This is a genomic window from Bordetella petrii (assembly GCF_000067205.1).
Taxonomy (GTDB): domain Bacteria; phylum Pseudomonadota; class Gammaproteobacteria; order Burkholderiales; family Burkholderiaceae_B; genus Bordetella_A; species Bordetella_A petrii.
In genome coordinates, this window is the sequence record NC_010170.1 from 1,531,961 (window position 1) to 1,556,297 (window position 24,337).

Here is a 24,337-nt window from a genome sequence, read left to right on the forward strand (position 1 = left end):
GCACACCGCATGAAGCCGTCGATCGTCCTTTCCGCGTTCCTGTTGGCATCCACCCAGTTGCCCGCCTGGGCGCAGCAGCCGTCCGCCGCCCCGGCCCGCAATGCGCAGAGCCAGGAGCGTCCGCTGGTCGCCCGAACCCCGAACGACCAGGTAGCAAGTGAGTGGGGCCTGCAACCGCAGGAATGGGCGCGCTATCGTGAGCTGATGGACGGGCCATTGGGCATCTACTCGCCCAACCTGGACCCGCTGTCCGCGCTGGGCATCGAGGCCCGCACCGATGAAGAACGGCGGCGCTACGCAGAACTGCAGGTGCAGGTCGAAGCACGCCGCGTCGAGAAATTGCTCGCCTACCAGCGCGCCTACGACGATGCCTGGCAGCGCCTGAACCCCGGCATGCAACGGGTGAACCTGCCTGACGACAAGCCCGGCGCAGTGCGCAGCAGCGGCCGTATGGCGGTGTTCGTCAAGGACGGCTGCGTGGCCTGCGGGCAACTCGTGCAGCGCCTGCAATCCTCGGGTACTGAGTTCGACCTGTACATGGTCGGCAGCCGCCAGGACGACGCGCGCATCCGCGACTGGGCCAAGCGCGCGCAGATCGACCCGGCACGGGTGCGCAGCGGCAGCATCACGCTCAACCATGACGGCGGCCGCTGGCTGTCGCTGGGCCTGCCCGGCGATCTCCCAGCGGTCGTGCGCGAGGTGAACGGCCAATGGCAGCGCCAACCCTGACGGCGCCGTTGCGCGCACTGGTGCTCGCTGCTGGCCTCTGCGTCTGCGCCGCCCGGGCCCAGGAAATTCCACCACCGGCCTACCAGCTTGCCGCCCAGCGCGCGGGCATTCCCTCGGCGGTGCTCTACGCCGTGGCCTTGCAGGAGAGCGGCATCCGGCGTAACGGACGCATCGTCCCGTGGCCTTGGTCCCTCAACGTCGCCGGCCAGTCGCGCCGCTACGCGACCCGCGCCGACGCCTGCGCCGGTTTGCAGCAGGCGATGCGCTCCACGCCGCACACGCGCATCGACGTGGGCCTGGGTCAGATCAACCTCGGCTACCAACAGCAGCGTTACGCCAGCGCGTGCGACTTGCTCGACCCGTACCGCAACCTCGCCATCGCTGCCGAGATTCTGAAGGAGCAGCACACCGCCGGTGAGGACTGGTTGCTGGCGATCGGCCGCTACCACCGTCCGGCGGGCGGTGAGCCCGCTGCCCGCTATCGCCGCAGCGTGTCCCGCCACCTCGCGCGCGTGCAGGGCACGCACCCAACCGCCGCGGTCCTCGCCGCGCGCCAGGAGACCTCCCCATGACGAAATCCCATCTGGCCCATCTCGCGGCGAAAGGCCTGCTCGTGCTGCTGGCTGGTCTGCCGCTGGCCTCGCGTGCCGGCGAGCCGCTGATCGTGGTCGAAGACCGTGGCGGCACGTCGGCGCTGCCGTACTACGAAGCCCTGAACCTTCAGCCGCGCGCCAACGCTCCGGCCCGGTCGCCCGTCCCGGCGCCTCAGATCCCTGCCACACCGGCGGACGAGGCCGCGATGCTGCCGGTGCGTAGCGCCAAGCTCACGTCCGGCACCGTCGCGCGGCGGGTGATCGAGGCGCCGGGCCTGCGTCCCTTTGTGGTCGTGGGCGACGACGAGGCTTCCCAGGCCTGGTTGCGCCGCCATGCAGCCTCATTGCGCGAGCGCGGCGCGGTCGGTCTGGTGGTCAACGTCGAGACCGTCCAGGGCCTGGAGCGGCTGCGCGCACTGGCACCCGGCGTCCCCCTCGCGCCCGTGTCCGGTGACGACTTGGCCGAGCGCTTGGGCCTGCGGCACTACCCGGCGCTGATCACGGCCACCGGCATCGAGCAATGAAGCCATGTCGGGGAAACAGCCGGTCGAGGTGCTGCTTCGCCCAGCGGTGGAGCTATATACCGTCGCGGCGTGTGCGGGCGCCGCGTTTCTGTCCCTGGTGGCCCCGTGGTCGCTCGCGCTGAGCCCCGCCATGGGTGTCGGCAGCGCGTTGGCGTTCGGGGCCTATGGCGCGATCCGCTACCGCGATGCCCGCGTCATCCTGCGCTACCGGCGCAACATCCGCCGCCTGCCGCGCTACGTGATGACCAGCAAGGACGTGCCGGTCAGCCAGCAACGTCTGTTTGTGGGGCGCGGCTTTTTGTGGGAGCAGAAACACACCCATAGGCTCATGCAGACATACCGGCCGGAGTTTCGGCGCTACGTCGAGCCGACGCCGGCCTACCGACTGACGCGGCGCCTGGAGGAACGGCTGGAGTTCGCGCGGTTCCCGCTTTCCCGGCTGCCGAAACTCACCGGCTGGGACGTGCCTTTCAACCCAGTGCGCCCGCTGCCGCCCGTGGGCGGACTGCCTCGGCTGCACGGCATCGAACCCGAGGAGGTGGACGTCAGCCTGCCGCTCGGCGAGCGCGTCGGGCACTCATTGGTCTTGGGGACAACCCGCGTGGGCAAGACGCGGCTGGCCGAACTGTTCGTGACCCAGGACATCCGGCGAAAGAACGCGGCGGGAGAGCACGAGGTCGTGATCGTCATCGACCCCAAAGGGGATGCCGATCTGCTGAAGCGGATGTACGTCGAGGCGCAACGCGCGGGCCGCGAGGGCGAGTTCTATGTCTTCCATTTGGGCTGGCCGGACATTTCCGCCCGCTACAACGCCGTGGGGCGCTTTGGACGTATCAGCGAGGTGGCGACCCGCATTGCAGGGCAACTCTCCGGTGAAGGCAACTCGGCGGCTTTCAGGGAATTTGCCTGGCGCTTCGTCAACATCATCGCCCGCGCCTTGGTGGAACTGGGGCAGCGTCCGGACTACATGCTGATCCAGCGGCATGTCATCAACATCGACGCGCTGTTCATCGAGTACGCCCAGCACTACTTCGCCAAGACGGAGCCGAAAGCCTGGGAGGTGATCGTCCAGATCGAGGCCAAGCTCAACGAGAAGAACATCCCGCGCAACATGATCGGGCGCGAGAAGCGCGTGGTGGCGCTGGAGCAGTACCTGTCCCAAGCCCGCAACTACGACCCTGTGCTGGACGGTTTGCGCTCTGCCGTGCGGTACGACAAGACGTATTTCGACAAGATCGTCGCCAGCCTCTTGCCTCTGCTGGAAAAACTCACGAGCGGCAAGATCGCGCAGCTCCTGGCCCCGAACTATTCCGACCTGGCCGACCCGCGCCCGATCTTCGATTGGATGCAGGTCATTAGGAAGCGGGCCATCGTCTATGTGGGCCTGGACGCGCTGTCCGATGCCGAGGTCGCCGCAGCGGTCGGCAACTCGATGTTCAGCGATCTCGTCTCGGTCGCAGGCCATATCTACAAGCACGGGATCGACGATGGCCTGCCGGGCGCTTCGGCCGGCGCGCGCGTGCCGATCAACGTCCATGCCGATGAGTTCAACGAGTTGATGGGTGACGAGTTCATTCCGCTGATCAACAAAGGTGGTGGCGCCGGGCTGCAAGTCACCGCGTACACGCAGACCCTCTCGGACATTGAGGCCCGCATTGGCAACCGCGCCAAGGCCGGTCAGGTCATCGGCAACTTCAACAACCTGTTCATGCTGCGCGTGCGCGAGACCGCGACCGCTGAACTGCTGACCCGGCAACTACCGAAGGTCGAGGTTTATACGACCACCATCGTCAGCGGCGCGACCGACAGCTCGGACATTCGCGGGGCGACGGATTTCACGTCCAACACTCAGGACCGCATCAGCATGTCCAGCGTGCCGATGATCGAGCCGTCGCACATCGTCGGCTTGCCCAAGGGCCAGTGTTTTGCATTGTTGCAGGGCGGCCAACTTTGGAAGGTTCGCATGCCGCTGCCGGCACCGGACCCCGATGAGGTCATGCCACAGGATCTGCAACAACTCGCGGGCTACATGCGCCAGAGCTACAGCGAGGCCACGCAGTGGTGGGAGTTCACCAGCTCCCCGGCGCTGCAGGACGGGGCCTTGCCCGACGACCTGCTGGATGATGCTGCTGCGGTCGAACCTGGCCTTGTGGCCACCGACGACAGCGCCGGCAACGAGGCCTCGCCATGAAGGATGCCGCCTCGACCGCGCAGCGGGAGCAGAACCAGCGCCAAGGCCTGATCGTCGGCACCATCACCTTGCCGTTCCGGCTGCTCGGGGTGCTGATCGGCTCACTGCTGTTCTCCATCGTCGTGGAATGCGTCGGCATGCACCTGTTCTGGAAGGACCAGGGCTGGCGTCACTCCCAGCAGATGTTGCAGTACGAGCTGGGGCACCTGTCCAACCACTTCACGCGCAGCGTCGTCGTGCGGGAGCCAGGGCGCACGGCGCATGAGCTGGTGGACACCGGCTACGAATGGGTATTCGTGCGCTCGGGACTGCTGGAACGCATGAGCCAGACCGCCGAGCGTGCCCGTGCGCCCAGCCACGGGCAGACGCGCAACTTCCGCTATTACATCAGCCAGGTCTATGTCTGGACCGAGAGCTACCTGATCGCCGCGGCCTTCACGACGCTGACCTTCCTTGTGCGCCTGCTGGTCCTTGTGCTCACGTTGCCGCTGATCTCCACTGCGGCGTTCGTCGGCCTGATCGACGGCTTGGTGCGCAGGGACGTGCGCCGGTTCGGCGCGGGCCGCGAATCGGGTTTCATCTACCACCGTGCGAAAGCCAGCCTGATGCCCATAGCCGTTCTGCCCTGGGTCACGTACCTGGCCTTGCCGATCTCGGTACACCCATTACTGATCCTCTTGCCGAGCGCCGCCTTGCTGGGACTGGCGGTGTCTCTGACTGCGGGGAGCTTCAAAAAGTACCTGTGAGTGCTCGCCACCGGCAGCGCAGGAAGTAGTCGATGCTCAGACCTTCAACCGTGCGTACACCTGTTCCCAGGCCTTTGCAGCACGAACCTGTGCCGCCTCCATTTCGGCCCTGATCAGTTCGGTCATCTCGGCGTGGCCGGCTTCGGCTTCCTCCCAGATGAAGTACCTGCGCATCTCGTGCGTCTCGCCGTCCACGAAGACCATCGTCTCGAACAAGAGGGGATCGCCGCCTAGCGCGTGGTTGTGGTCCAGGCCGAGAAAAACCGTGGAGATACGGACGTCATCTATCCATGTTTCCGCCACACGCCTGTCGCCTTCCGCCATCCACATAGACCACTCAACGAGACTGTCGCACGGCACGGAGCGACGGCCATCGAGCTTGTAGTGCATGAGGCGTGGAGGACGGGGAATAGCCATGCTGAAAGAGTACCCCAACTCCATTTCTCTCCCCAATCTTCGCCATCGGTCTGCCCGGAGTTCAGCACGGCGCCGATAGGCACTTTCCGGGCCTCGAATCCGTGTCGAAAACCCATGAATCCGGTCATCTGCGGGTTCCTATTGTTTGCAGCCTAAAGCAGCGCTGATCTCCACGATCAAGCCATTGCTGATCACACAGGAATGGCGCGATGGTGGCTTTAACCTGGCTGCGCGCCGCGCATCGCGGCGTGCCCACTTTTCTCGTGATGGCCCTCCTGCTGGGCCAGTCCCCGATGGCGTTGGGCGAGTCCCCGGCGCAGCGCCAGGAGTTGGTCGCCGCGCTGCGCCAGCTCGACGCGCTGGAGCGCACCGTCGCCGACAGCGCCGCGCATGCCTCCATCCAGCCGGGCGAACGCTATCACTTCGATTACCCGCGGCTGCTGGCTGATCTAGCGCGTATGCGCGCTGGCATCCAGGCCCACCTTACCCCGTCGCGTGCCCAGCCGCGCGACACCTCCGAACTGGCCGGCGGCTACCGCACCGAGCGGGCCGTCGAGGGATCGCTGCCGACGACTGTGGAGAACAAGCCATGAACGGCGCCCAGGTCTCGGCATTTCAGGCCAACAGCGGCATCGCGCCTTCAGCGATGGCGACCGTCCTGGTCGGCGTCGTGTTCGCGGTCCTGCTCGTCTGGGGCGTCTGGGCCATCCGAACGGCCTACGTGGGGTGGTCCGAGAGCCGCCTCAACCAGCGCCAGTTCCTCGGCGTCTGCATCCGCTTCGTCGCGATGTACCTCGTCCTGAGTTTCTTCCTCCTCTCTTGACCTGAAAGGCATGACCATGCAAAACCGCATCCTCAATTCCCGTCTCGCCCAGCGCGCCGCCGTGGCCCTGGGCATCGCCGCGCTGCCCGCGCTGTCGTTCGCGCAGGGTTTGCCGCAGTTGGAGAACCCGACCCGTGGCACCGGCAACGGCATCATGGAGACGATCCGCAACTACGGCTACGACATCATCATGCTCGTGGCATTGCTGGTTGTGGCGTCGATGTTTATTGGCGTCTGCTACCACGCCTACGGGACCTACGCGGAAATCCACACTGGCCGCAAAACCTGGGGCCAATTCGGCCTCACGGTCGCCATCGGCGCAGTGCTGCTCGTGATCGGCATCTGGCTGCTCACCGAAGCCACCGGCATCCTGTAAGGCGAGGCTGGTATGTCCGAGCAGCAGCACGTCCGTGCTGACGGGACGGTCACGTTCCTTCCGCACCGGCTCAACCGCCATCCCGTTGTTGTGCGCGGCCTCACCGCCGACGAGCTGTGGATCTGCTGCGGCCTGTCCGGCGCCGCCGGCCTGCTGGTCGGTGCGCCGCTGTCCTGGGTGTTCCGCACGATCGCGCTTGCACCCACGTTCGTCGTGCTGGGCGTGGCCTTCGGCGTGTTCATCGGGGGCGGCATCCTGCGTCGCCTCAAGCGTGGGCGTCCCGACACCTGGCTGTATCGGCAACTCCAGTGGCGCATCGCCACGCGCCACCCGCTGGTGGCAGGCTGGGTGGGCGGCCATGTACTGATCTCACGCTCCGGCTTCTGGACCACCCGAAGGTCTGCAGCAAGGGGGTCACGATGAGCCGTTTCAAGAACGAGATCACCCATCTGCAGGCGCACATCAAGACGCTCCGCCTGGGTGCTGGCGCGCTGGTCATCGTCGCCCTGGTCATGGGCGGCGGCTGGTGGAGCGCTCCGCGCGACTTGACCATCCACGTCCCTCCTGATCTGCGCTCCGGCAGTACCCGCAAGTGGTGGGAAGTGCCGCCCGAATCGGTCTATGCGTTCACGTTCTACGTGTTTCAGACCCTCAACCGCTGGCCGACGAATGGTGAAGAGGACTACGCACGCAATCTCCACACGCTCTCGCCGTACCTCACGCCGTCGTGCCAGGCCTACCTGCGGGCGGACTACGACTACCGCCGCTCCACGGGCGAGCTGCGCCAGCGCGTGCGCGGCATCTACGAAATCCCCGGTCGCGGCTATGGCGACGACCCCACGGCGCGCGTGCGCGTGGTGTCCGACCGCGACTGGGTGGTGACGCTGGACATCACCGCCGACGAGTACTACGGCGCCGAGCAGGTCAAGCGGGCCCTCGTGCGCTACCCCGTGAAGGTCACGCGGGTGGACGTCGATCCGACGCGCAACCCGTTCGGCCTGGCGCTCGACTGCTACGACGGCACGCCCCAGCGCATCAGTACGCCGGAGCCAACGCGCCCGGCGCCAAGCGGCCTGTCTCCACAAGCGCCCCAAGGAGGAAGCACCCCATGAAGCACCCTGTATTCAAGCTGCCGGGGCTGTTGGCCGTGGCCGCCGCAGTGGTCATGTCCTCCGCTGCCCAGGCGGTGGAAATCCTGCGCTGGGAACGCATGCCGCTGGCGGTGCCCTTGAAGGTCGGCCAGGAGCGCGTCGTGTTCATCGACAAGAACGTCCGCGTCGGCGTGCCCGCTGGCGTCAGCGAACGCCTACGGGTGCAGAGCGCGGGCGGCGCGGTGTACCTGCGCGCCAGCGAGCCGATCGAGCCCACACGGCTGCAACTGCAGGACGCCGACACGGGCGCGCTGATCCTGCTGGACATTGCGGCCGAGCCGCCCAAGGACGGGGAAGCCGAGCTGGAGCCGGTGCGCATCGTCGAGGGCAACAGCACCCCGGCACGCTATGGCGATCAGCCCGGCGATGCCGACGATGCCCCGGCACGCGCCCAGGACCCGACAGGCACGCGGGCAACGCGCCGCGAAACCCCGGTTCCGGTCGTGCTGACGCGCTATGCCGCGCAAAACCTCTACGCACCGCTGCGCACTGTGGAGCCGCTACCGGGCGTCATGCGGGTGAACCTGCGCCGCGACTTCGACCTCGGCACGCTGATGCCGACGCTGCCGGTGCGCGCGGTCGCGCTCGCGTCGTGGCGTCTGGAAGACCAGTGGGTCACGGCCGTGCGCCTGACCAATAGCAGCGGCGGCTGGATCACTCTCGACCCCCGCGTGCTGCAAGGCGACTTCCTCACCGCCACCTTCCAGCACGAAGCACTCGGCCCGCGCGGAACGCCCGAGGACACGACCGTGCTGTACCTGGTGACGCGCGGGCACGGCCTTGCCCAGTCGCTGCTGCCGGCGATCAACCGCTTCGACCCAGCCGCGCATTTGCCGCAACCCGAAGCCGAGGCCACCACCGCCAGCAAGGAGTCCCGCCATGCGCAGTAACGGACTCCTGAAGTGGTTGATGATCCCCGTGGCCCTGCTGGTGCTGTTCGTCGCCATCCGGATGTTTTCGGGTGGAAGCTCGTCTGCGCCTCCCGCCGCGGATGCCGGCGCCAAGCTCACGCCGGAGGAAATGAAGGCGCTGGGCATCGAGGGCGATACCCCCCGCGATACCGTAGCGACGCTCGTGGCGCAGGTGAAGCAGTTGCGCACCGAGCTTCAGACGGTCCTGTCCGACAACAAGTCCCAGCGCGAGGAGAACCAGCGCCTGCGCCAACGCGAGAACTCGATCGACCAGCGCATCAATTCGGCCCTCGAATCCGAGCGCTCCAACCTGCGCCGCGACCAGCAGCAGGCGGCCAGCGAGCGCCAGCAGACCGAGGGGCTGCTCGCCGACCTACAGCGGCGCTTGGAAAGCATCGGCGGGCGTGGCGGCGGCCACGCCGATCTACCCGTGGGCCTGGGACTGCGTGACGGCGACGAGGCAGGCATGGAAGGCGGCGTGCGCTGGGTCGAGCCGAACGACGCTAAGCCCGCTGATGGGCGTAACGGCAGTCGTGCCACGGGTGGCGGCACGAGCTTTCCGACGAGCTTCGGCCCTGCGCAGAGCACGCTGGAAACCACGGCGAAAACCGTGGCGAACGCGGGCGCCCGCGCCGCAGGCGTCAAGAGCGCCAAGCCGGTCTATACGGTGCCTACCAACTCGACGCTGATGGGGTCGGTGGCTATGACGGCGCTGATCGGCCGCGTGCCGATTGACGGCACGGTCAACGATCCGTATCCGTTCAAAGTCCTGGTCGGCCCCGACAACCTCACGGCAAACGGCATCGACATTCCCGATGTGGCCGGCGCCGTGTTTTCCGGCACTGCCTCGGGCGACTGGACGCTCTCTTGTGTGCGCGGCCAGGTGCGCAGCATCACCTTTGTGTTCCATGACGGAACCATTCGGACGATTCCCGAAGACCGCGACGGCAACCAGCAGAACAATCAGCAGCGCGACGGATTGGGCTGGATCAGCGACCCGTATGGCATTCCTTGCGTCAGTGGAGAGCGGCGCAGCAACGCCCAGCAATACCTCGGTTCGCAGGCGCTCATCACCGCGGCGGGTGCGGGCGTGGCCTCGCTTATCGACAGCGACAGCGGCCAGATGTCCTACGTGGGCGCAGACGGTTCCATCGGCAGCGTCGGCATTTCCAGCAACGAAGCCGTAGGTCGCATCCTGGCCGGTGGCGTGCGGGACATGGCCGATTGGGTGAACAAGTTGTACGGCCAGGCCTTCGCCGCCGTCTATGTCCAACCCGGCGCGAAGGTCGCCGTCCATCTCGAAAAGCCGCTCGCCATCGATTTCGATCCCGAAGGCCGCAAGGTCGATCACCGCGCAGGAGAAAGCCATGCTCTCGAACTTGAATAAGGGCCTGGCGCTGGCTCTTGCCGTCGCGGTGCTCGGCGGCTGCGCCACCAGTAAGGAAAAGCTGCTGCCGCACGGCGACAGCACAATGATGGACATCTGGCAGACCAACGCCGGCGACGGCGGCGGTGGCGCCGGCCAAGTGGCGCGCAGGCAATTGCTCGATGCACGCCAGAGCCTGCGCCGGCCGCTGACCGACGCCGACGTGCAGGCCGCGCCCGCCGAGCAGATGCGCTACACGCGGACCGCGCGCAACGAGGTCTATCGCCAGTTCCAGCGTCTGCCCAATCCCGACCTGGTGATGTACGTGTACCCGCATCTGGCGGGCACGGACCCCGTGCCGGTTCCGGGCTACACGACGGTCTTCCCCCTCTACCAGCGCGTGCAGTACGCCATGCCGGGCGAGCGCGTGGAGGACTACTGATGCGCTGGAAACTCCCCTGGCCGAAGCTGGCCGCATCCGGCGCTGGCGAGGACGAGCAGCCGGACGGCTGGCAGCGCCACGTCGAGACCTTGCGACAGGCCGGCATCCCTGAACCCGGCGCGGCGGTCCAGGACCGCAGGCCGGCGACCTTGGCAGACGAGCAGGCGCTGTACGACGTCGCGCCGTCCTTCACGGAACTGCTGCCTTGGGTGGAGTTTCTGCCCCAATCGAAGTCCATGCTGCTGGAGGACGGGCAATCGGTCGCGGCCTTCTACGAGCTGGTGCCGCTGGGCACCGAAGGTCGGGAACCCGGCTGGCTCGCGCATGCCCGAGATGCGCTCGAAAACGCGCTGCAAGACTCGTTCGACGAACTGGACGAGAACCCCTGGGTGCTTCAGCTCTACGCGCAGGACGAGCCCAGCTTCGACCAGTACATGCAGACCCTGCGCGACTACGTGCAGCCGCGCGCCCGCGGCACGGCGTTCACGGAGTTCTATTTGCGCTTCTTCGGCCACCACCTGCGGGCGGTGGCCAAGCCGGGCGGGCTGTTCGAGGACACGGTGGTCACGCGGCTGCGCTGGCGGGGTCAGACGCGGCGCGTGCGCATGGTCGTCTATCGCCGGGCCACCGGACAGGCGAGCCGCCGCGGCCAGACGCCAGAACAAATGCTCAATATCGTCTGCGACCGCCTGTGCGGCGGGCTGGCGAACGCTGGCATCCAGGCTCGGCGCATGGATGCGGCCGGGGTTCACGATTGGCTTTTGCGCTGGTTCAACCCGCGCCCAACTCTGCTGGGGCCGGGCGTGGAAGACCGCGAGCGGTTCTACGCGCTCGCGCGCTACCCTGACGAGACCGAGGAAGGCGAGATCGAGCTTGCGAGCGGGCGTGATTTCAGCCAGCGGCTGTTCTTCGGCCAGCCGCGATCCGACGTGGCGCACGGCACCTGGCACTTCGACGGCATGCCGCATCGCGTGCTGATCACCGACCGCCTGCGCATGCCGCCCGGCACGGGGCACTTGACCGGCGAAACCCGCAAGGGCGATGCGATCAACACTGAGCTTGCCCGCAAAAAATGGATCCCTTGCTGAGTGTGTAAAACTCACGCAAGGAGGGAGGAAAGATGGGTAATCCGAGAGCTCGATATACGCAGGAATTCATGCTGGAAGCCGTGCGCATGGTCCGCGGCGGCCAGAGCATGGCGGCGGTGGCGAAGATACTGGGCATCAGCCCGAAGACGCTGCACAACTGGGTGAAGGCCGATGCCGCTGGGAAGCTGAACGGCGCAGGCAAACAGGTTTCTCCAGAACAGATGGAGATTGCCCGGCTGCGCGCGGAGTTGGCACGCGTGAAGATGGAGCGCGACATATTGGGAAAAGCCACGGCGTACTTTGCGAAGGTGTCGGCATGAAGTACGCCTGGATCGAGCTTCACAGCCGACAATGGCCGGTGTCCCTGAGCTGCCAGGTGCTGGGTGTCAGCCCCAGCGGTTACCACGCGCGCAAGGTGCGGGATGTCGATACTGACCGACCGCGCCGACGCATCAGCAACGACGCTCTGCTGGTGCACATCAAGGCCGTGCACGCTGAATCCAAAGGCGAGTACGGCTGGCCGCGCGTGTGGAAGCAACTGCTGGTCCAGGGCATTCGCGTCAGCAAGGATCGTGTCCAGCGGCTCATGAAGCTGCACGGCATCAAGGCGAAGACCAAACGCCGGTTCAAGGTCACGACCGACAGCAAACACAGCCTGCCGGTCGCACCGGACCTGCTGCAACGAGACTTCTCTCCCGCGCGTCCCGACCAGGTCTGGACTACGGACATCACGTACATCTGGACGGACGAGGGTTGGCTGTTTCTGACCGTCATTCTCGACCTGTTCAGCCGTCAGGTGGTGGGCTGGTCGATGCAGCCGCACATGCGCACGGAGCTGGTGTCTGATGCGCTGCGTATGGCGTGGTTTCGCCGCCGTCCGCAAGCGGGCCTGATCCTCCACAGTGACCGTGGCAGCCAGTATTGCAGTCATGACTTCCAGGACCTGCTCAAGGGCTACGGCATGCGCAGTTCGATGAGCCGTCGAGGCAATTGCTGGGACAACGCACCGACCGAGAGCCTGTGGGGATCGCTCAAGCGTGCACGCATCCTCGGCCAGCGCTTTGCAACGCGTCGCGAAGCGATGGACGAGGTAATCGACTGGTTGAGCTTCTACAATCATTCGCGCTTGCACTCGACGTTGGGCTACGTCAGCCCGATGCAATTCGAGCGGGACTGGTACGCCGCCCAGAACCAACGGGTGGCATAATCTCGCTCAGTTAAGGGATCCGAAATTCGCGGGCAACGTCACACCCTGTTCGACCAGATGCCGGAAGACACGCTGATGTGTCTCACGATGGTTGCCACACCGCAGGATGTCCTGGAAGCGGACCTCAACCACCTGGCAAAGAAGGCCGTGGGAGAGACGCTGGCGTCGGAGCAGACGCTCAAGGACGTGCAGGAGGCCCGCTCGCTGATCGGCAGCGCGCATAAGCTCTACCGGGGAACTCTGGCGTTCTACCTGCGCGGGCGCGACGAGGCGGAACTGGACCGGCGCGGGCTGGACTTGGCGAACGTCATGCTCAATGCCGGCTTGCAGCCGGTGCGCGAGGACGACGAGGTGGCGCCGCTCAACAGCTACTTGCGCTGGCTACCGTGCTGCTACAACCCCGGCCAGGATCGGCGCAAGTGGTACACCCAACTGATGTTCGCCCAGCACGCGGCGAACCTGTCGCCGGTGTGGGGCCGCGCCCAGGGTACGGGGCACCCCGGCATCACGATGTTCAACCGCGGTGGTGGGCCGATCACCTTCGACCCGCTCAACCGCCTGGACCGGCAGATGAACGCGCATCTGTTCCTGTTCGGTCCCACCGGCTCCGGTAAGAGCGCCACACTCAACAACCTCTTGAACCAGGTCACGGCCATCTACCGGCCGCGCCTCTTCATCGTGGAAGCCGGCAACAGCTTCGGCCTGTTCAGCGATTTCGCCAAGCGCCTGGGCCTCACCGTAAACCGGGTCAAGCTGTCACCTGGCTCGGGCATCAGCCTCGCGCCATTCGCCGATGCGCGCCGGCTGATCGAGACGCCAAGCGACGTGCAGACGCTCGATGCCGATGCGCTGGATGAAGACCTACCACCGGATGCCTCGGCCATGGAGGCGGACGAACAGCGTGACGTGCTGGGCGAACTGGAGATCACGGCGCGTTTGATGATCACGGGCGGCGAAGACAAGGAAGAAGCCCGGATGACGCGGGCCGATCGCTCGCTCATCCGCCAGTGCATCCTCGACGCCGCCGAGCACTGCGTGGCCGAGAAGCGCACGGTCCTCACGCGCGACGTGCGCAATGCGCTGCGCGCCCGGGGCCAGGACCCGACACTGCCCGAGATGCGCCGCGTGCGGCTGCTGGAGATGGCAGACGCGATGGACATGTTCTGCCAAGGCACGGACGGCGAAATGTTCGACCGCGACGGCACGCCGTGGCCCGAAGCCGACATCACGCTGGTGGATCTGGCGACCTACGCTCGTGAGGGCTACAACGCCCAGCTCTCCATCGCTTACATCAGCCTGATCAGCACGGTGAACAACATCGCCGAGCGCGACCAGTATCTGGGCCGCCCGATCATCAACGTGACCGACGAAGGGCACATCATCACGAAGAACCCGCTGCTCGCGCCCTACGTGGTCAAGATCACGAAGATGTGGCGCAAGTTGGGGGCCTGGTTCTGGCTCGCGACGCAGAACATCGACGACCTGCCGCGTGCCGCAGAGCCCATGCTCAACATGATCGAGTGGTGGATCTGCCTGTCGATGCCGCCGGACGAGGTGGAGAAGATCGCCCGGTTCCGCGAACTCTCGCCCGCGCAGAAGGCGCTGATGCTTTCGGCGCGCAAAGAGGCGGGGAAATTCACCGAGGGCGTCATCCTCTCCAAGAGCATGGAAGTGCTCTTCCGCGCTGTGCCGCCAAGCCTCTACCTCGCGCTCGCGCAAACCGAACCCGAAGAGAAGGCCGACCGCTACCAGCTCATGCAGCAATACGGCTGCACCGAACTGGAAGCGGCCTTCAAGGTGGCCGAGAAGATCGACCAGGCACGCGGCATCGAGTCGCCAGCCCTGGAACTGTCGTAAGCCGGAGAACGCCATGGAACAGAAACGTCCTTCCATTCCGATACAGGTGCAGGCGTTCCGTCGTCGTCACTGGCGGCCCCGCTGGCCTTGGGCCTTGGCGGTTGCGCTGATCGCGCTGCTGCTGATCTGGCTCGTGTCCCGGTCGCCCGGCGAATCCTCACCGCAATCGCCGACGCCGGTCAGCACGGCGCAGGTGGCCGGGCCTCCCTGGCAGATGGGCAACCCGGAGGGCCGTTTCACGCTGACGCTCTATGCGGATCTCGAATGCCCATTCTGCCGGGAGTACTTCCCGCAGCTCAAGCGCTGGGTCGGCCGCAACGCCGATGTGGTCCTGCAATGGCACCACCAGCCGTTGGCCGCGCACGAGCCGGCCGCGTCGGCCGAGGCGCGTCTTGTCGAGTGCGTCGCCGAAGCTGGCGGGCATGCTGCCTTCTGGCAGGCCGTCGAGTGGGTCTATGCTCACACACGCAGCGACGGCCAGGGATTGCCCGATGGCCTGCGCTACCCCGAATCTACGCCGGCCGTCGAACAGTGCATGGCAAGCGAGCGGGCCGATGCAGTCATCCATGCCCAGGCCGTGGAAGCCACGAAAAGTGGTGTAACGGCCACGCCGTCGCTGCGCCTGCTTGATCGCCAGACGGGCCAGGCCATCCTGCTGCAGGGGCCGATCGAAGGCGATGCCTTGCTGTCGGCGATGGACATGCTGTCCGCTGCCGAACCAGCCGCCACACCTACCGCCGAAATGCCTGCCGACGTTGTCGGCGACATGCCCAGGTAGTCCTCGGTCTTCAAGGCTACGGCGCGGTTGCCCGCGCTGACCGATACCCGTTCGCTCCGCATCCTGGCCGCGAACAATCACCGCTGCGCGGTGGTGGATGCACCTTGTTCCGTTGTTTCTATCCCAGGAGGGCTTGCCCTCCCAGGGTGTGCGCCCTCCGATCTCACCCTCCGGAGGTTCGCCATGTCTTTCGTCGTCAATGACTCCTGCATGGAGTCGCTTTCCGCCGTCGCAGCCCATCATGAGGACTGGATCATCCAGCAGGCTATCGCGTTGCTGGAGAGACGGATCTTCAAAGTCGGACCGTGCCTCAGCGGACCGGCGGCCGTGCGGGATTATCTGCGTTTAAAACTGGTCGCTGAGCCCAATGAAGTGTTCGCAGCCGTGTTCCTGGACAGCATGCATCAAGTGTTGGCCTACGAGCCGCTGTTCAGGGGCACGATCAATTCGACTGCGGTCTATCCGCGTGTCGTCGTACAGCGTGTATTAGAGCTGAAAGCCGCCGCAGTGGTCTTGGCCCATTTTGTGGCGCGCCACAAAATGCGAATTTTGTGCCCTGTTTTCTTATGTGCTGTGCTTGGAGGCCAGGAGCGCACCTCCTGGGCCTCTGGTCAGAATCGGGGCACATAACAGCAGCCGCAGCGCAACATGACGTCCCCTTCATTTTCTCGGAGAGGTGATTGTCATGTTGGAACGTCATTTCCGGTCGCTCAAGGCGATCGACCGCATCAAGGCCCAGTGGCTGGGGCCGCAGATTGAGCGCTATGCACAGTTTCTGGACGAGTTGCACACGAGCAACTCCACGGTTCGGCAGCATGTTCGCGCTCTCGGGCACTTCAACGACTTCGTGATTGGCCGAGGTGCCACCTGTCTGGACGATCTACCCGACCATGTGGATGCCTTCGTGGAGCACTGGCAGGCCGGGCACGGACGCTGGTGCAAGAGCGCGCAAGATCGGGCCGCCGTCGTTGCACAAAGCCGTGTCCCAGTGGAACGGATGCTCAGCCTGGCCGTGCCTGGCTACACGCGGCCAAGCAACCGGCCGGCCATGCCGTTCTCCACCAGCGTTCCTGGCTTCTTTCCCTTCCTTCTCAAGGAGAAGGGTCTGCGCCAGACCTCGATACACAACTACACCTTCACGTTGCGTCCATTCGATTCATATTTGGCACAAGCAGGTATTTCCCTGGACAAGCTGACTCCAGCCTGCATCACCGAGTTCATCAATGACCGGGCGAAGACGTTGCACAAGTCCGGCATGCTCAATACGGCGGGGGCCTTGCGTGTCTTCCTTCGCTATCTGCACCGTGAAGGCATCATCGCCAACGATCTGGTTCGCAGTGTGCCGCGCGGCCGTGTCTACCGCCAGGCATCCATTCCGCGCGCCATCGGCTGGGCGGACGTCGAGCGATTGCTGGCCAGCATCGACCGCCGCAGCGACCTGGGTAAACGCGACTATGCCATCCTGACGTTGCTGACCAGCTACGGATTGCGTGCCAGGGAGATCGTAGCCTTGTGTCTGGACGATCTGGATTGGGCCCATGGGCAGATCGGCATTCCCATGCGCAAAGGCGGCCATTCGACCCGTTATCCGCTTTCGGCGGCGGTGGGCGAAGCGATCATCGCCTATTTGCATGTCCGAAGAACCGATATAGACGACCGCCGAATCTTTCTCACGGTCCGCTCGCCCTATACCCCGATGAACCACTGGACGGTTTCATCCATGGTGGCTGGCCATCTGCGCAGCATCGGCATTCAGGTAGCACGCGCCGGTTCCCACACCTTGCGTCACTCCTGCGTTCAGCACTTGGTGGAAGCCGACTTGCCATTCAAGGTCATTGGCGACTACGTTGGCCATCGCCATCCTGCATCCACACTGGTCTATGGCAAGGTGGCGGTGCACAAACTGCGAGAGATGGTCATTGGCCACGGGGAGGACGTGCTATGACCGCCCTCTGGAACGGCTTTCACAGCGCCTTGGCTCCTCACATCGAACAGTACCTGCGCGCCAAGCGCGCCATGGGATGCAAGTTCGCCTGCGAGGATCGTCAATTGCGACTGCTCGACCGATTTCTCGATGACCGCGGTGTCGAATGCATCGAGGCGATCGATGGAGAGTGCTTGCAGGCATTTCTGGATTCCCGCCATCGCACCAACCCTCGCAGCTACAACAACCTGCTCGGAGATGTCCGACGGCTGTTCGAGTGGATGGTCGGTCAGCAGGTTCTGGTGGGCTCCCCGTTGACGGCCAGGGCTCAACCTCAGACAGCTCGCCGGCTTCCCTTCCTGTTTTCAGACGACACCATCCGGCGCTTGCTGATCTCGGCCAGAGCGTTGCCAGACAACTCACGCGCTCAACTGCGGGGTGCCAGCTACGAGATGATCCTTGCACTGCTCGCGGGTCTTGGCCTGCGGGTGGGTGAAGTCGCTCGCCTCCAATGGGGTGACGTGGACCTGGTGCGAGAAGTGCTGGAGATCCGCAACACCAAGTTCGGCAAGGATCGGCTGGTGCCCTTTGGCCCCAAGCTGGCGGCCAGGCTGCGTGGCTACCAAGCCCAACGCGAGCAACGAGGCTACGCCTGCGCGGGCGCCCACTACCTGTTTTCCTGGAACGGCCGCACGCCGATCAGCACGAACAGCATCCGCAACACCTTCCGCGATGACTTGCTGCCTCAGCTCGCCCTGGTGACCCCGCCCGGTGTCTTTGGTCCTCACGTTCATTGCCTGCGGCACTCGTTCGCGGTGCGCACCTTGCTGAACTGGTATCGCCAGGGAATAGCACCGACAGACCGACTCCATCACCTGTCCACGTTCCTGGGACACCTCAACCCCAGTAGCACTGCGGTGTATCTCACCATTACCAGCGAGCTTCTCGATGCCGCCAATCAGCGCTTCGAGTCCTTCGTCCCGATGCTCTCCGGTGGAGGCGAATCATGAAACAGCAGGGTCTTCCGTCGGCCATCCATCGCTACTTCTTGGAGTATCTGCCTCGCCACAAGGGCTTGCAGTCCAGCACGATCCGCAGCTATCGGGACAGCCTGCGCCTGTTCCTGATCTTCGTCGCCGATGCCAACCGGATCGGGGTCAGCGAACTGGCGTTCGAGCACTTGGGCTACGCCGCTGTGCAGGACTTCCTGAACAACATGGAGGTTAAACGGGGCAACGCCATCAGCACCCGCAATCAGCGCCTGACCGCCCTGCACATGTTCTACGAGTATCTCGGCCGGACGACCCCCGAGATGTTGCCAGCCAGCGCCAAGGTTGCTGCCATCCCGATGAAGCGCTGTCCACTGCCAGAGATGAAGTTTCTCGCGCGCGATGAGGTCGAGGCGATGTTTGCCCTCATTCCGGCCCACGATCGTCTTTCGCAGCGGGATCGCGCGCTTCTTATGCTGCTGTACAACACCGGCGCGCGCGTCTCGGAGGTTGCACAGCTGAAGGTGGGGCAACTTGATTTGCAGTCGCCTGCCCGCGTCAGATTGCTGGGCAAAGGATCGAAGTGGCGAACTTGCCCCCTCTGGAGCCAGACCGCCAAGGCCTTGCAGAGCATGCTGGATGAACGGCCCGAGCGTTTGCCACCGGATGCTCCGGTGTTCGTCGGAGTGGCTCAAGAGGGGATGACCCGCTTCGGCATCTACAAGCGCATCCGCCACTACGCCAAGCTCTGGGAAGCTTCCGTCACAGCATCGTCACCCACCCACGTGACTCCTCATGTATTTCGGCACACCACGGCGGTCCATCTTCTCGAATCGGGTGTGGAGGTCAACGTCATTCGAGGCTGGTTGGGGCACGTCAACCTGGAGACGACCAATCGTTATGCCGAGATCACCATCCGCATGAAGGCCGAGGCCCTGAAGCTTTGCGAGCCCGTCGCGGTGGCGCCAACGCGCAAATCCGCGTGGCGCGACGATGCTGCCATGCTGGCCTGGCTGTCGTCCTTGTAGCACCAATCACTGGACGGTCTTGTTGGCCGTCCAGCTTCAAGACAATCACCCATCCGCCAAGACCTCTGGTATGCAACGATTCCGCTTGTCTACCGTTTTGTGCCCATCCGCCCGTCGGAAACCGCTCACGTGCGCCGAGATCAATCCTCGATGGCACATAAGAAAACAGGGCACAAAACGCGCACCAGCACCCTTCGGGTTCCACCGAACCGTCGAACGCCGATCGCGCGCTGACCCAGCGATTGCAGGCTGCGCTGGCGCTCATCGATGTTCGGCTACTGGACCACATCGTCGTCGGTCTGGGAAACCCCTATTCCTTCGCTGAGCACGGCCTGCTGTAGCGCATCGCCTCATTGATCACTGCGGGGGCTTCGGCCTCCGTTTTTCTTCGCAGCGGGACAAGCAGGTATGCGGGGTGTCCGTGATGCGCATTGTTTGTTGGGGCTGCATCCGGTTCGCGTTTGACTATGGCCCTGATCAACTTCCAGGGGCACGCGACATGCCAGCTTCTTTTTCCAGGTTCTCGCCGCGCTGGCGAACCCTCGGCCTGGCCGTTGCGCTGCCGGTGGCGTTGGCCGCTTTTTGCCCGGCCACCTTCGCCGCCGACGTGCTGGTCGTCACCGACAGCCGGCACCCCCTCAAGACCATGGGCGGCGAACGGCTGATCGAGCTGGACGAAGCGCATCGGATTGAAGCGGAGCTTTCTGTCGAACTCCCCGCCGATTCTGAACAGGCTGCCGCCGTCGTCAAGCGTCGGCTGAATAGTGGCGGTGCCGACCTCCAGCGCCGCATTGCGTCCGCATACCAGGGCGTCACCGACGCATGGAGCCTGGGCATCACCAGCATCCCAGCCGTCGTGGTGGACCAGCGCTACGTGGTCTATGGCGAGCCGGACGTGGCCCGCGCCGTCGCGCGCGTTCAGCAGCACCGGAGGGCTCAGCCGTGACTCGTGCATTCGACCTGATGCGCCGCCTGCGTGCTGGCGTGGCGTCCGTGCTGCTGCTCAGCGCCACGGGCAGCTACGCGCTCAACACCGCAACCATCGTCGGCTCGGTGGCATCTCCAGACTGCCTCGAATACCGCGTCGTCGGGATCTGCTACTGGCTCTACTGTACCTGGACGGGCTGTACGGTACGCACGTCCATCAAGGTCCGCCACTACATCCCCGATGCGGTCGTCTCCAGCTACAGCAACACCGGCGAAAACCCCTGGATCGAAGTCCGGCCGATGAGCACGCCCAACCCATCCGCCCAAGCCGGCGGGGACGGAACGACGAACGAGGACCACGAAAACAACCTCGCCAAGTTCAAGAATGCGGACGTCATCGGCCACCCGGGCGCCGAGGTGTTCAACCAGTTCGTGTCGTCCTCGGGCTACTTCTGCGAGGGTGCGGGCACGGCGTTCATGCCGTACTTGCTCAGCACCCTGGACACGCTGGCCTGGCGCTACAACGTGCCCGAGATGGCCTACCCGGAGGCGCTGATTCCTGGCATGCGCGAGGTCGGCGCACGCACCACGATGAACCTCTGGGGCAACGTGTATCCCCGCGGTGGTTTTCTGCACCAGACCGACGACCACAAGACCGGCGCAGTGATCGCCCAGCGCGCAGGCGATGTCGTCACGCGCCGCGGGCAACTCCACGTCTATCAGCCGTTGCTTGCCAACCCCCGCGATGGCTACTGGCCGGCTGGCGCGCTGATGGAGGGCGATGCCTCGACAGGCAAGTGGCAGGAACTCACACCCGTCCTGTCATCGTCCTGCTCGGTCTTCCCGCGCAGCGGCTCCCTGACCCAGGCCCAGCAGGGCGATTACGCCTGGGCGCTATGGCGGCCGTATGCGTGCTGCGAACGCCGGGGCCAAGTGTTTCTCGGCAGCGTCGATTTCCTCTGAGGTGGTGCCATGAAGTTTCGTCCTGCATTCAATCCGTTCTCCCCCCGTGTACCTCGCACGAAGATCGTTCTGGCGCTGGCTGGTGCGCTGGCCTTGGCCAGCGGCGTGGCCTGGGGCCAACTGGGCTACCAGACGGGCGGCAGCGTCATCGGCGATGACGTCATGTACTCCATCGGTGGCGGCAGCGCAGTGTCCATGGGACGTGCCGCAGGAATGCAATCGATCGGCGTGGGCGTGGGCTGGAACTCAAATCTCGTCTGCGGCGACATGAGCCTCCAGACCACTCTGCGCAACCAGCTCAACGGCATCACGAACGGCTTTCAGCAGATCATGGGGAACGTGATCCAGAGCGCCACCAGCGCCGTGGCATCCCTGCCTGCGCTGATCATTCAGCGCGCCGACCCGGGCTTGTACAACCTGCTCACCAATGGCGTGCTGCAAGCGCGGCTGGATTTCGACCGTTCCAAGCTGACGTGCCGCGCAATGGCCGAGAAGATGGCCGACACAGCGGGCGGCCAGCTCGGCTGGAGCCGGATGGCAGAAGGTTTGGCGCTGCGCGATGCGGTGTCAAGCACGGATGCGGTCTCGGCCATCGAGCAGGCCGAAACGCGCCGCGGCAATGACGGTGTGCCGTGGGTCGGGGGTAGCAACGCGGGGGGCTCTGGTCAGCCCGCGATTAAGGTCGTCGGCGATGTCACCCGCGCCGGCTACAACCTAGTCAACGGCCGCGGCGTGACCGATACGTCGTCTATCGCACCGACCAGTTGTAGCAGCCTCTCGTGCCAGACCTGGACCTCGCCGCAGGCCGCCGTCGAGTGGGCCACGCGCGTACTCGGCGAGAAGGAACAGCGCACTTGCGATGCCTGCACCAAAACCGAGACGACGCCCGGCGTAGGACTGACGCCGCTGATCCAGGAAGAGTACGACGCCAAGCTGCAGGCGCTCCAGGATCTGGTGTCCAAGGCGAAGAACACGACGCCCGAGAACCTGCGCGAAGCTGGCAGTGCATCGCTGCCCATCACCCGCGGCGTCATCGAGGCGCTGCGCGACGAGCCGGACCAGCACCTGCTGTCGCAGCGCCTGGCGTCCGAGGTCGCGCTGTCCTCAGTGCTGGAGAAGGCGCTGCTGCTACAGCGCACGCTGCTCACGGGCAAGAAAGAGCCCAACGTCGCGGCCAACGAGCTTGCGGTGGAGAGCGTGAACAAGGAGAGCGATACGCTCGACCGCGAAATCCGCAACCTCAAGACCGAACTGGAGCTACGGCGCGAACTGGCGAATAACTCGCCCATGGCCATCATCCAGCGGCATGGCACGCGTGCGGCAGGCTCGCGCGGCATCTACGAGGGCGATCCCATCCCCGACCGTCTCGACCGGCTCCAGAAGGGCAATCCGGGAGGCAACCCATGAGCCCGATGCACGCCAGTTGGCTGCGTCCGCGCTGGCTGTTCAGCCGGCGCGCGGTGAAAACCTTGCTGTGGCTTGTGCTGGTCGTGGCCGCCGCGGTGGGGGCCAACGTCGCCGGCATCTACTTGGTCGGCAGTGTTGCGGCCTGGGAGCATTGGCTGGCGGCGTCCGCAGGGTATTTCTTCATCTGGCGGCTGTGCCTGTACGGCGCGACGGTCTATGGATGGGTCTGGATGCGCCGTCGGCTGCTGGCCCGCGAAGACAACGCGCAGGCGCGACGTCGGCTGATCCGCGCCGAGGTCGCCGGCGTCGTCGCCATCGTGGCGCTCGAAGCCAGCCTGTTGATGCAGGCCGCTTGAGGGGAGATCGAGGCCATGACGCTTTTCACGACCGACTACCTGGAGTACTACCTCACCCTCGTGTCCTGGATCGTCAACAACGGCATCTGGGCCGTGCTGGTGTCCAGCGGGGTGTTTGCGCTGCCCTTTGTGGCGATCGTCATCCAGGAATGGCTCAAGGCCAGAGCGGAGGGCGCCGACGAAGGCAACAAGGGCGTGCTCTCGGCGGCGCGCATCGAGAACCGAGTATTTGTGGCCATCGTGGTCGTGATGTTCGCCGGCATTCCGTTCATCGACGTCGACCTCAGCACTATCCAGTACGACAGCTCGCGCTCGGCGCAGTGCCAGGTCAGCGTGCCACAGCCTGCGCAAACTGGCTGGTCGCAGTCCTTCAGCACCATCAACAACCAGTCGGCGAAGGTTCCGGTCTGGTGGGCGTTCATGCACGCGCTTTCGCGCGCCGTCACGAGCGCTTCGGTGGCTGCGATCCCGTGCGGCACAGATCTGAGGCAGATGCGTATGGAGATCGATGCGACCCGTATCGACGACCCGGTGCTGGCTCAGGAAGTGGCGGATTTCTCTCGGGACTGCTATGGACCGGCGCGCGCCAAGCTGTTCATGCAGCGCCCGGATCTCGATGAGCAGCAGATGCACGACGTGACCTGGATCGGCTCGCGCTTTTTCACGGACACAGGTGGCTACTACGACAGCTACCGCTCCAGTACGGCGCGAGAGGCATGGCCCTATGACGACACCCGCGATGCTGGGCTCGCGCAGGTTACCAATGGTGGCGGCTACCCGACCTGCAAGCAGTGGTGGTCCGACGGCAGTAACGGACTGCGCGCGCGGCTGCTGGGGCAAGTGGACCCGAGCCTGCTGAATCGCCTGGCGGGCTGGGCTGGATTCCTGAGCCGGGCCGAGGTGGACGACTCCGTGATCCGCGCCATCGCGTCACCGCGGCAGCAGAAATTGAACCAAGGCAGCGTCTATACGGACTACGGCGGTCAGATCGACAAGACGTTGCCCAATGTCGTCAACCGTGCCACCAGCGATGTTGGCTTGGCGGTTGGGGCTCTCGCCGCCTTCCCGGCAATGGACGTAGTGCGCCAAGCACTGCCCATGGTGCTCGCGCTGCTCAAGATGGCGCTCGTGATCTGCATTCCGCTAGTGCTGGTCGTTGGCACCTATGACCTGAAGATGGTCGTCACCGTCAGCACCGTCCAGTTCGCGCTGTTCTTCACGGACTTCTGGTTTCAGCTCGCACGCTGGATCGACAGCACCATCCTCGATGCGCTCTACGGGTGGGGCTTTGGCTGGAACCGGCCGCATACCAACTTCGACCCGCTGGTGGGGCTGAACAATGCCTTCGGCGACATGCTTTTGATGTTCGTCACCGGCACGATGTTCTTGGTCCTGCCGACTTTCTGGGTGGCAGCTCTTGGGTGGGTCGGAGTAAAAGCCGGGGTAATCGCTCAGAACCTGGCTGTCGGTTCCAAGGAAGCACGCGATAGCGCGGGATCAGGCGTGAACAAGGTTACCGGCAAGGTGCTTTGATCGGTCGCCCA

25 protein-coding genes and 3 pseudogenes are annotated in these 24,337 nt (G+C 65.0%); 27 read left to right on the forward strand and 1 reads right to left on the reverse strand.

Annotated features, from left to right (window positions below; genetic code table 11):
- Nucleotides 1-9: 9 nt before the first annotated feature.
- The 5 genes from BPET_RS07490 to BPET_RS07510 are packed head-to-tail and all read left to right on the forward strand — an operon-like array spanning nucleotide 10 to nucleotide 4,783.
- Nucleotides 10-729 (forward strand): TIGR03759 family integrating conjugative element protein, encoded by a 720-nt coding sequence (locus tag BPET_RS07490; RefSeq protein ID WP_003290214.1) that lies wholly within the window; start codon nucleotides 10-12, stop codon nucleotides 727-729.
- Nucleotides 711-1,301 (forward strand): transglycosylase SLT domain-containing protein, encoded by a 591-nt coding sequence (locus BPET_RS07495; RefSeq protein WP_011489301.1) that lies wholly within the window; start codon nucleotides 711-713, stop codon nucleotides 1,299-1,301. Before BPET_RS07490 ends, BPET_RS07495 begins: the two co-directional genes overlap by 19 nt.
- On the forward strand, nucleotides 1,298-1,846 hold the full coding sequence (locus tag BPET_RS07500) for an integrating conjugative element protein (protein WP_003460312.1): 549 nt from the start codon (nucleotides 1,298-1,300) through the stop codon (nucleotides 1,844-1,846). The genes BPET_RS07495 and BPET_RS07500 overlap by 4 nt, the downstream gene beginning before the upstream one ends.
- Nucleotides 1,847-1,850: 4 nt before the next feature.
- Complete coding sequence (gene traD / locus BPET_RS07505) at nucleotides 1,851-4,037, forward strand: type IV conjugative transfer system coupling protein TraD (RefSeq protein ID WP_003290220.1); 2,187 nt, start codon at nucleotides 1,851-1,853, stop codon at nucleotides 4,035-4,037.
- Nucleotides 4,034-4,783: a TIGR03747 family integrating conjugative element membrane protein gene (locus BPET_RS07510; RefSeq protein WP_003290222.1), complete on the forward strand. Its 750-nt coding sequence runs from the start codon at nucleotides 4,034-4,036 to the stop codon at nucleotides 4,781-4,783. The genes traD and BPET_RS07510 overlap by 4 nt, the downstream gene beginning before the upstream one ends.
- Before the next feature lie 36 nt (nucleotides 4,784-4,819).
- On the opposite strand, the gene BPET_RS07515 is transcribed toward BPET_RS07510, so the two are convergent.
- Nucleotides 4,820-5,173: a hypothetical protein gene (locus BPET_RS07515; RefSeq protein WP_231401751.1), complete on the reverse strand. Its 354-nt coding sequence runs from the start codon at nucleotides 5,171-5,173 to the stop codon at nucleotides 4,820-4,822.
- 236 nt (nucleotides 5,174-5,409) lie between these two features.
- Here BPET_RS07515 and BPET_RS07520 point away from each other — a divergent pair, with 236 nt between their 5' ends.
- The 22 genes and pseudogenes from BPET_RS07520 to BPET_RS07625 all read left to right on the forward strand — a co-directional run bounded on the left by BPET_RS07520 (nucleotide 5,410) and on the right by BPET_RS07625 (nucleotide 24,326).
- Entirely contained in the window at nucleotides 5,410-5,793 is a 384-nt protein-coding gene (locus BPET_RS07520; protein ID WP_011489303.1) for an integrative conjugative element protein, RAQPRD family, read from the forward strand.
- Complete coding sequence (locus tag BPET_RS07525) at nucleotides 5,790-6,023, forward strand: TIGR03758 family integrating conjugative element protein (RefSeq protein ID WP_003050225.1); 234 nt, start codon at nucleotides 5,790-5,792, stop codon at nucleotides 6,021-6,023. The genes BPET_RS07520 and BPET_RS07525 overlap by 4 nt, the downstream gene beginning before the upstream one ends.
- 16 nt (nucleotides 6,024-6,039) lie before the next feature.
- Entirely contained in the window at nucleotides 6,040-6,399 is a 360-nt protein-coding gene (locus BPET_RS07530; RefSeq protein WP_003290228.1) for a TIGR03745 family integrating conjugative element membrane protein, read from the forward strand.
- A 12-nt stretch (nucleotides 6,400-6,411) separates the two neighbouring features.
- Complete coding sequence (locus BPET_RS07535) at nucleotides 6,412-6,822, forward strand: TIGR03750 family conjugal transfer protein (protein WP_003290229.1); 411 nt, start codon at nucleotides 6,412-6,414, stop codon at nucleotides 6,820-6,822.
- On the forward strand, nucleotides 6,819-7,511 hold the full coding sequence (locus BPET_RS07540; RefSeq protein WP_003460319.1) for a PFL_4703 family integrating conjugative element protein: 693 nt from the start codon (nucleotides 6,819-6,821) through the stop codon (nucleotides 7,509-7,511). The genes BPET_RS07535 and BPET_RS07540 overlap by 4 nt, the downstream gene beginning before the upstream one ends.
- Complete coding sequence (locus BPET_RS07545; RefSeq protein WP_003290231.1) at nucleotides 7,508-8,440, forward strand: TIGR03749 family integrating conjugative element protein; 933 nt, start codon at nucleotides 7,508-7,510, stop codon at nucleotides 8,438-8,440. The genes BPET_RS07540 and BPET_RS07545 overlap by 4 nt, the downstream gene beginning before the upstream one ends.
- Nucleotides 8,430-9,848: a TIGR03752 family integrating conjugative element protein gene (locus tag BPET_RS07550; protein ID WP_011489305.1), complete on the forward strand. Its 1,419-nt coding sequence runs from the start codon at nucleotides 8,430-8,432 to the stop codon at nucleotides 9,846-9,848. Before BPET_RS07545 ends, BPET_RS07550 begins: the two co-directional genes overlap by 11 nt.
- Complete coding sequence (locus BPET_RS07555; protein ID WP_003290235.1) at nucleotides 9,829-10,269, forward strand: TIGR03751 family conjugal transfer lipoprotein; 441 nt, start codon at nucleotides 9,829-9,831, stop codon at nucleotides 10,267-10,269. Before BPET_RS07550 ends, BPET_RS07555 begins: the two co-directional genes overlap by 20 nt.
- A pseudogene (locus tag BPET_RS07560) lies at nucleotides 10,269-11,324 on the forward strand (TraC family protein); the annotation flags it as partial. The gene BPET_RS07555 and the pseudogene BPET_RS07560, both read left to right, overlap by 1 nt.
- 65 nt (nucleotides 11,325-11,389) lie before the next feature.
- Nucleotides 11,390-12,564 (forward strand): IS3 family transposase gene (locus BPET_RS07570; RefSeq protein WP_085970191.1). Its coding sequence is split into 2 segments (ribosomal slippage): nucleotides 11,390-11,639 and nucleotides 11,639-12,564, totalling 1,176 coding nucleotides; the frame shifts between segments, so codons are not numbered across the junction.
- 39 nt (nucleotides 12,565-12,603) lie between these two features.
- Nucleotides 12,604-14,421, forward strand: a pseudogene (locus BPET_RS07575) (conjugative transfer ATPase); the annotation flags it as partial.
- A 13-nt stretch (nucleotides 14,422-14,434) separates the two neighbouring features.
- Nucleotides 14,435-15,199, forward strand: a complete 765-nt coding sequence (locus BPET_RS07580) for a DsbA family protein (protein WP_011489307.1) — start codon at nucleotides 14,435-14,437, stop codon at nucleotides 15,197-15,199.
- A 183-nt stretch (nucleotides 15,200-15,382) separates the two neighbouring features.
- Nucleotides 15,383-15,829, forward strand: coding sequence for a JAB domain-containing protein (locus BPET_RS07585; protein WP_012248432.1), 447 nt, complete (start codon nucleotides 15,383-15,385; stop codon nucleotides 15,827-15,829).
- 55 nt (nucleotides 15,830-15,884) lie between these two features.
- The gene (locus tag BPET_RS07590) at nucleotides 15,885-17,144 is read left to right on the forward strand and encodes a tyrosine-type recombinase/integrase (protein ID WP_012248433.1); all 1,260 of its coding nucleotides are present in this window, start codon (nucleotides 15,885-15,887) and stop codon (nucleotides 17,142-17,144) included.
- Nucleotides 17,141-18,133, forward strand: a complete 993-nt coding sequence (locus BPET_RS07595) for a tyrosine-type recombinase/integrase (RefSeq protein ID WP_012248434.1) — start codon at nucleotides 17,141-17,143, stop codon at nucleotides 18,131-18,133. Before BPET_RS07590 ends, BPET_RS07595 begins: the two co-directional genes overlap by 4 nt.
- Nucleotides 18,130-19,140 carry a tyrosine-type recombinase/integrase gene (locus tag BPET_RS07600; protein WP_012248435.1) on the forward strand — a complete coding sequence of 337 codons (1,011 nt, stop codon included), beginning with the start codon at nucleotides 18,130-18,132 and terminating at the stop codon, nucleotides 19,138-19,140. Before BPET_RS07595 ends, BPET_RS07600 begins: the two co-directional genes overlap by 4 nt.
- A 179-nt stretch (nucleotides 19,141-19,319) precedes the next feature.
- Nucleotides 19,320-19,481 (forward strand): annotated as a pseudogene (locus BPET_RS25895) (JAB domain-containing protein); the annotation flags it as partial.
- Nucleotides 19,482-19,639: 158 nt separating this feature from the next.
- Nucleotides 19,640-20,086: a TIGR03757 family integrating conjugative element protein gene (locus tag BPET_RS07605; protein WP_011489309.1), complete on the forward strand. Its 447-nt coding sequence runs from the start codon at nucleotides 19,640-19,642 to the stop codon at nucleotides 20,084-20,086.
- Nucleotides 20,083-21,030, forward strand: a complete 948-nt coding sequence (locus BPET_RS07610; protein WP_011489310.1) for a TIGR03756 family integrating conjugative element protein — start codon at nucleotides 20,083-20,085, stop codon at nucleotides 21,028-21,030. Before BPET_RS07605 ends, BPET_RS07610 begins: the two co-directional genes overlap by 4 nt.
- 9 nt (nucleotides 21,031-21,039) lie before the next feature.
- The gene (locus tag BPET_RS07615) at nucleotides 21,040-22,437 is read left to right on the forward strand and encodes an integrating conjugative element protein (RefSeq protein ID WP_011489311.1); all 1,398 of its coding nucleotides are present in this window, start codon (nucleotides 21,040-21,042) and stop codon (nucleotides 22,435-22,437) included.
- Complete coding sequence (locus tag BPET_RS07620) at nucleotides 22,434-22,793, forward strand: hypothetical protein (RefSeq protein WP_011489312.1); 360 nt, start codon at nucleotides 22,434-22,436, stop codon at nucleotides 22,791-22,793. Before BPET_RS07615 ends, BPET_RS07620 begins: the two co-directional genes overlap by 4 nt.
- Nucleotides 22,794-22,808: 15 nt before the next feature.
- Entirely contained in the window at nucleotides 22,809-24,326 is a 1,518-nt protein-coding gene (locus BPET_RS07625) for a conjugal transfer protein TraG N-terminal domain-containing protein (RefSeq protein WP_011489313.1), read from the forward strand.
- Nucleotides 24,327-24,337: the final 11 nt, after the last annotated feature.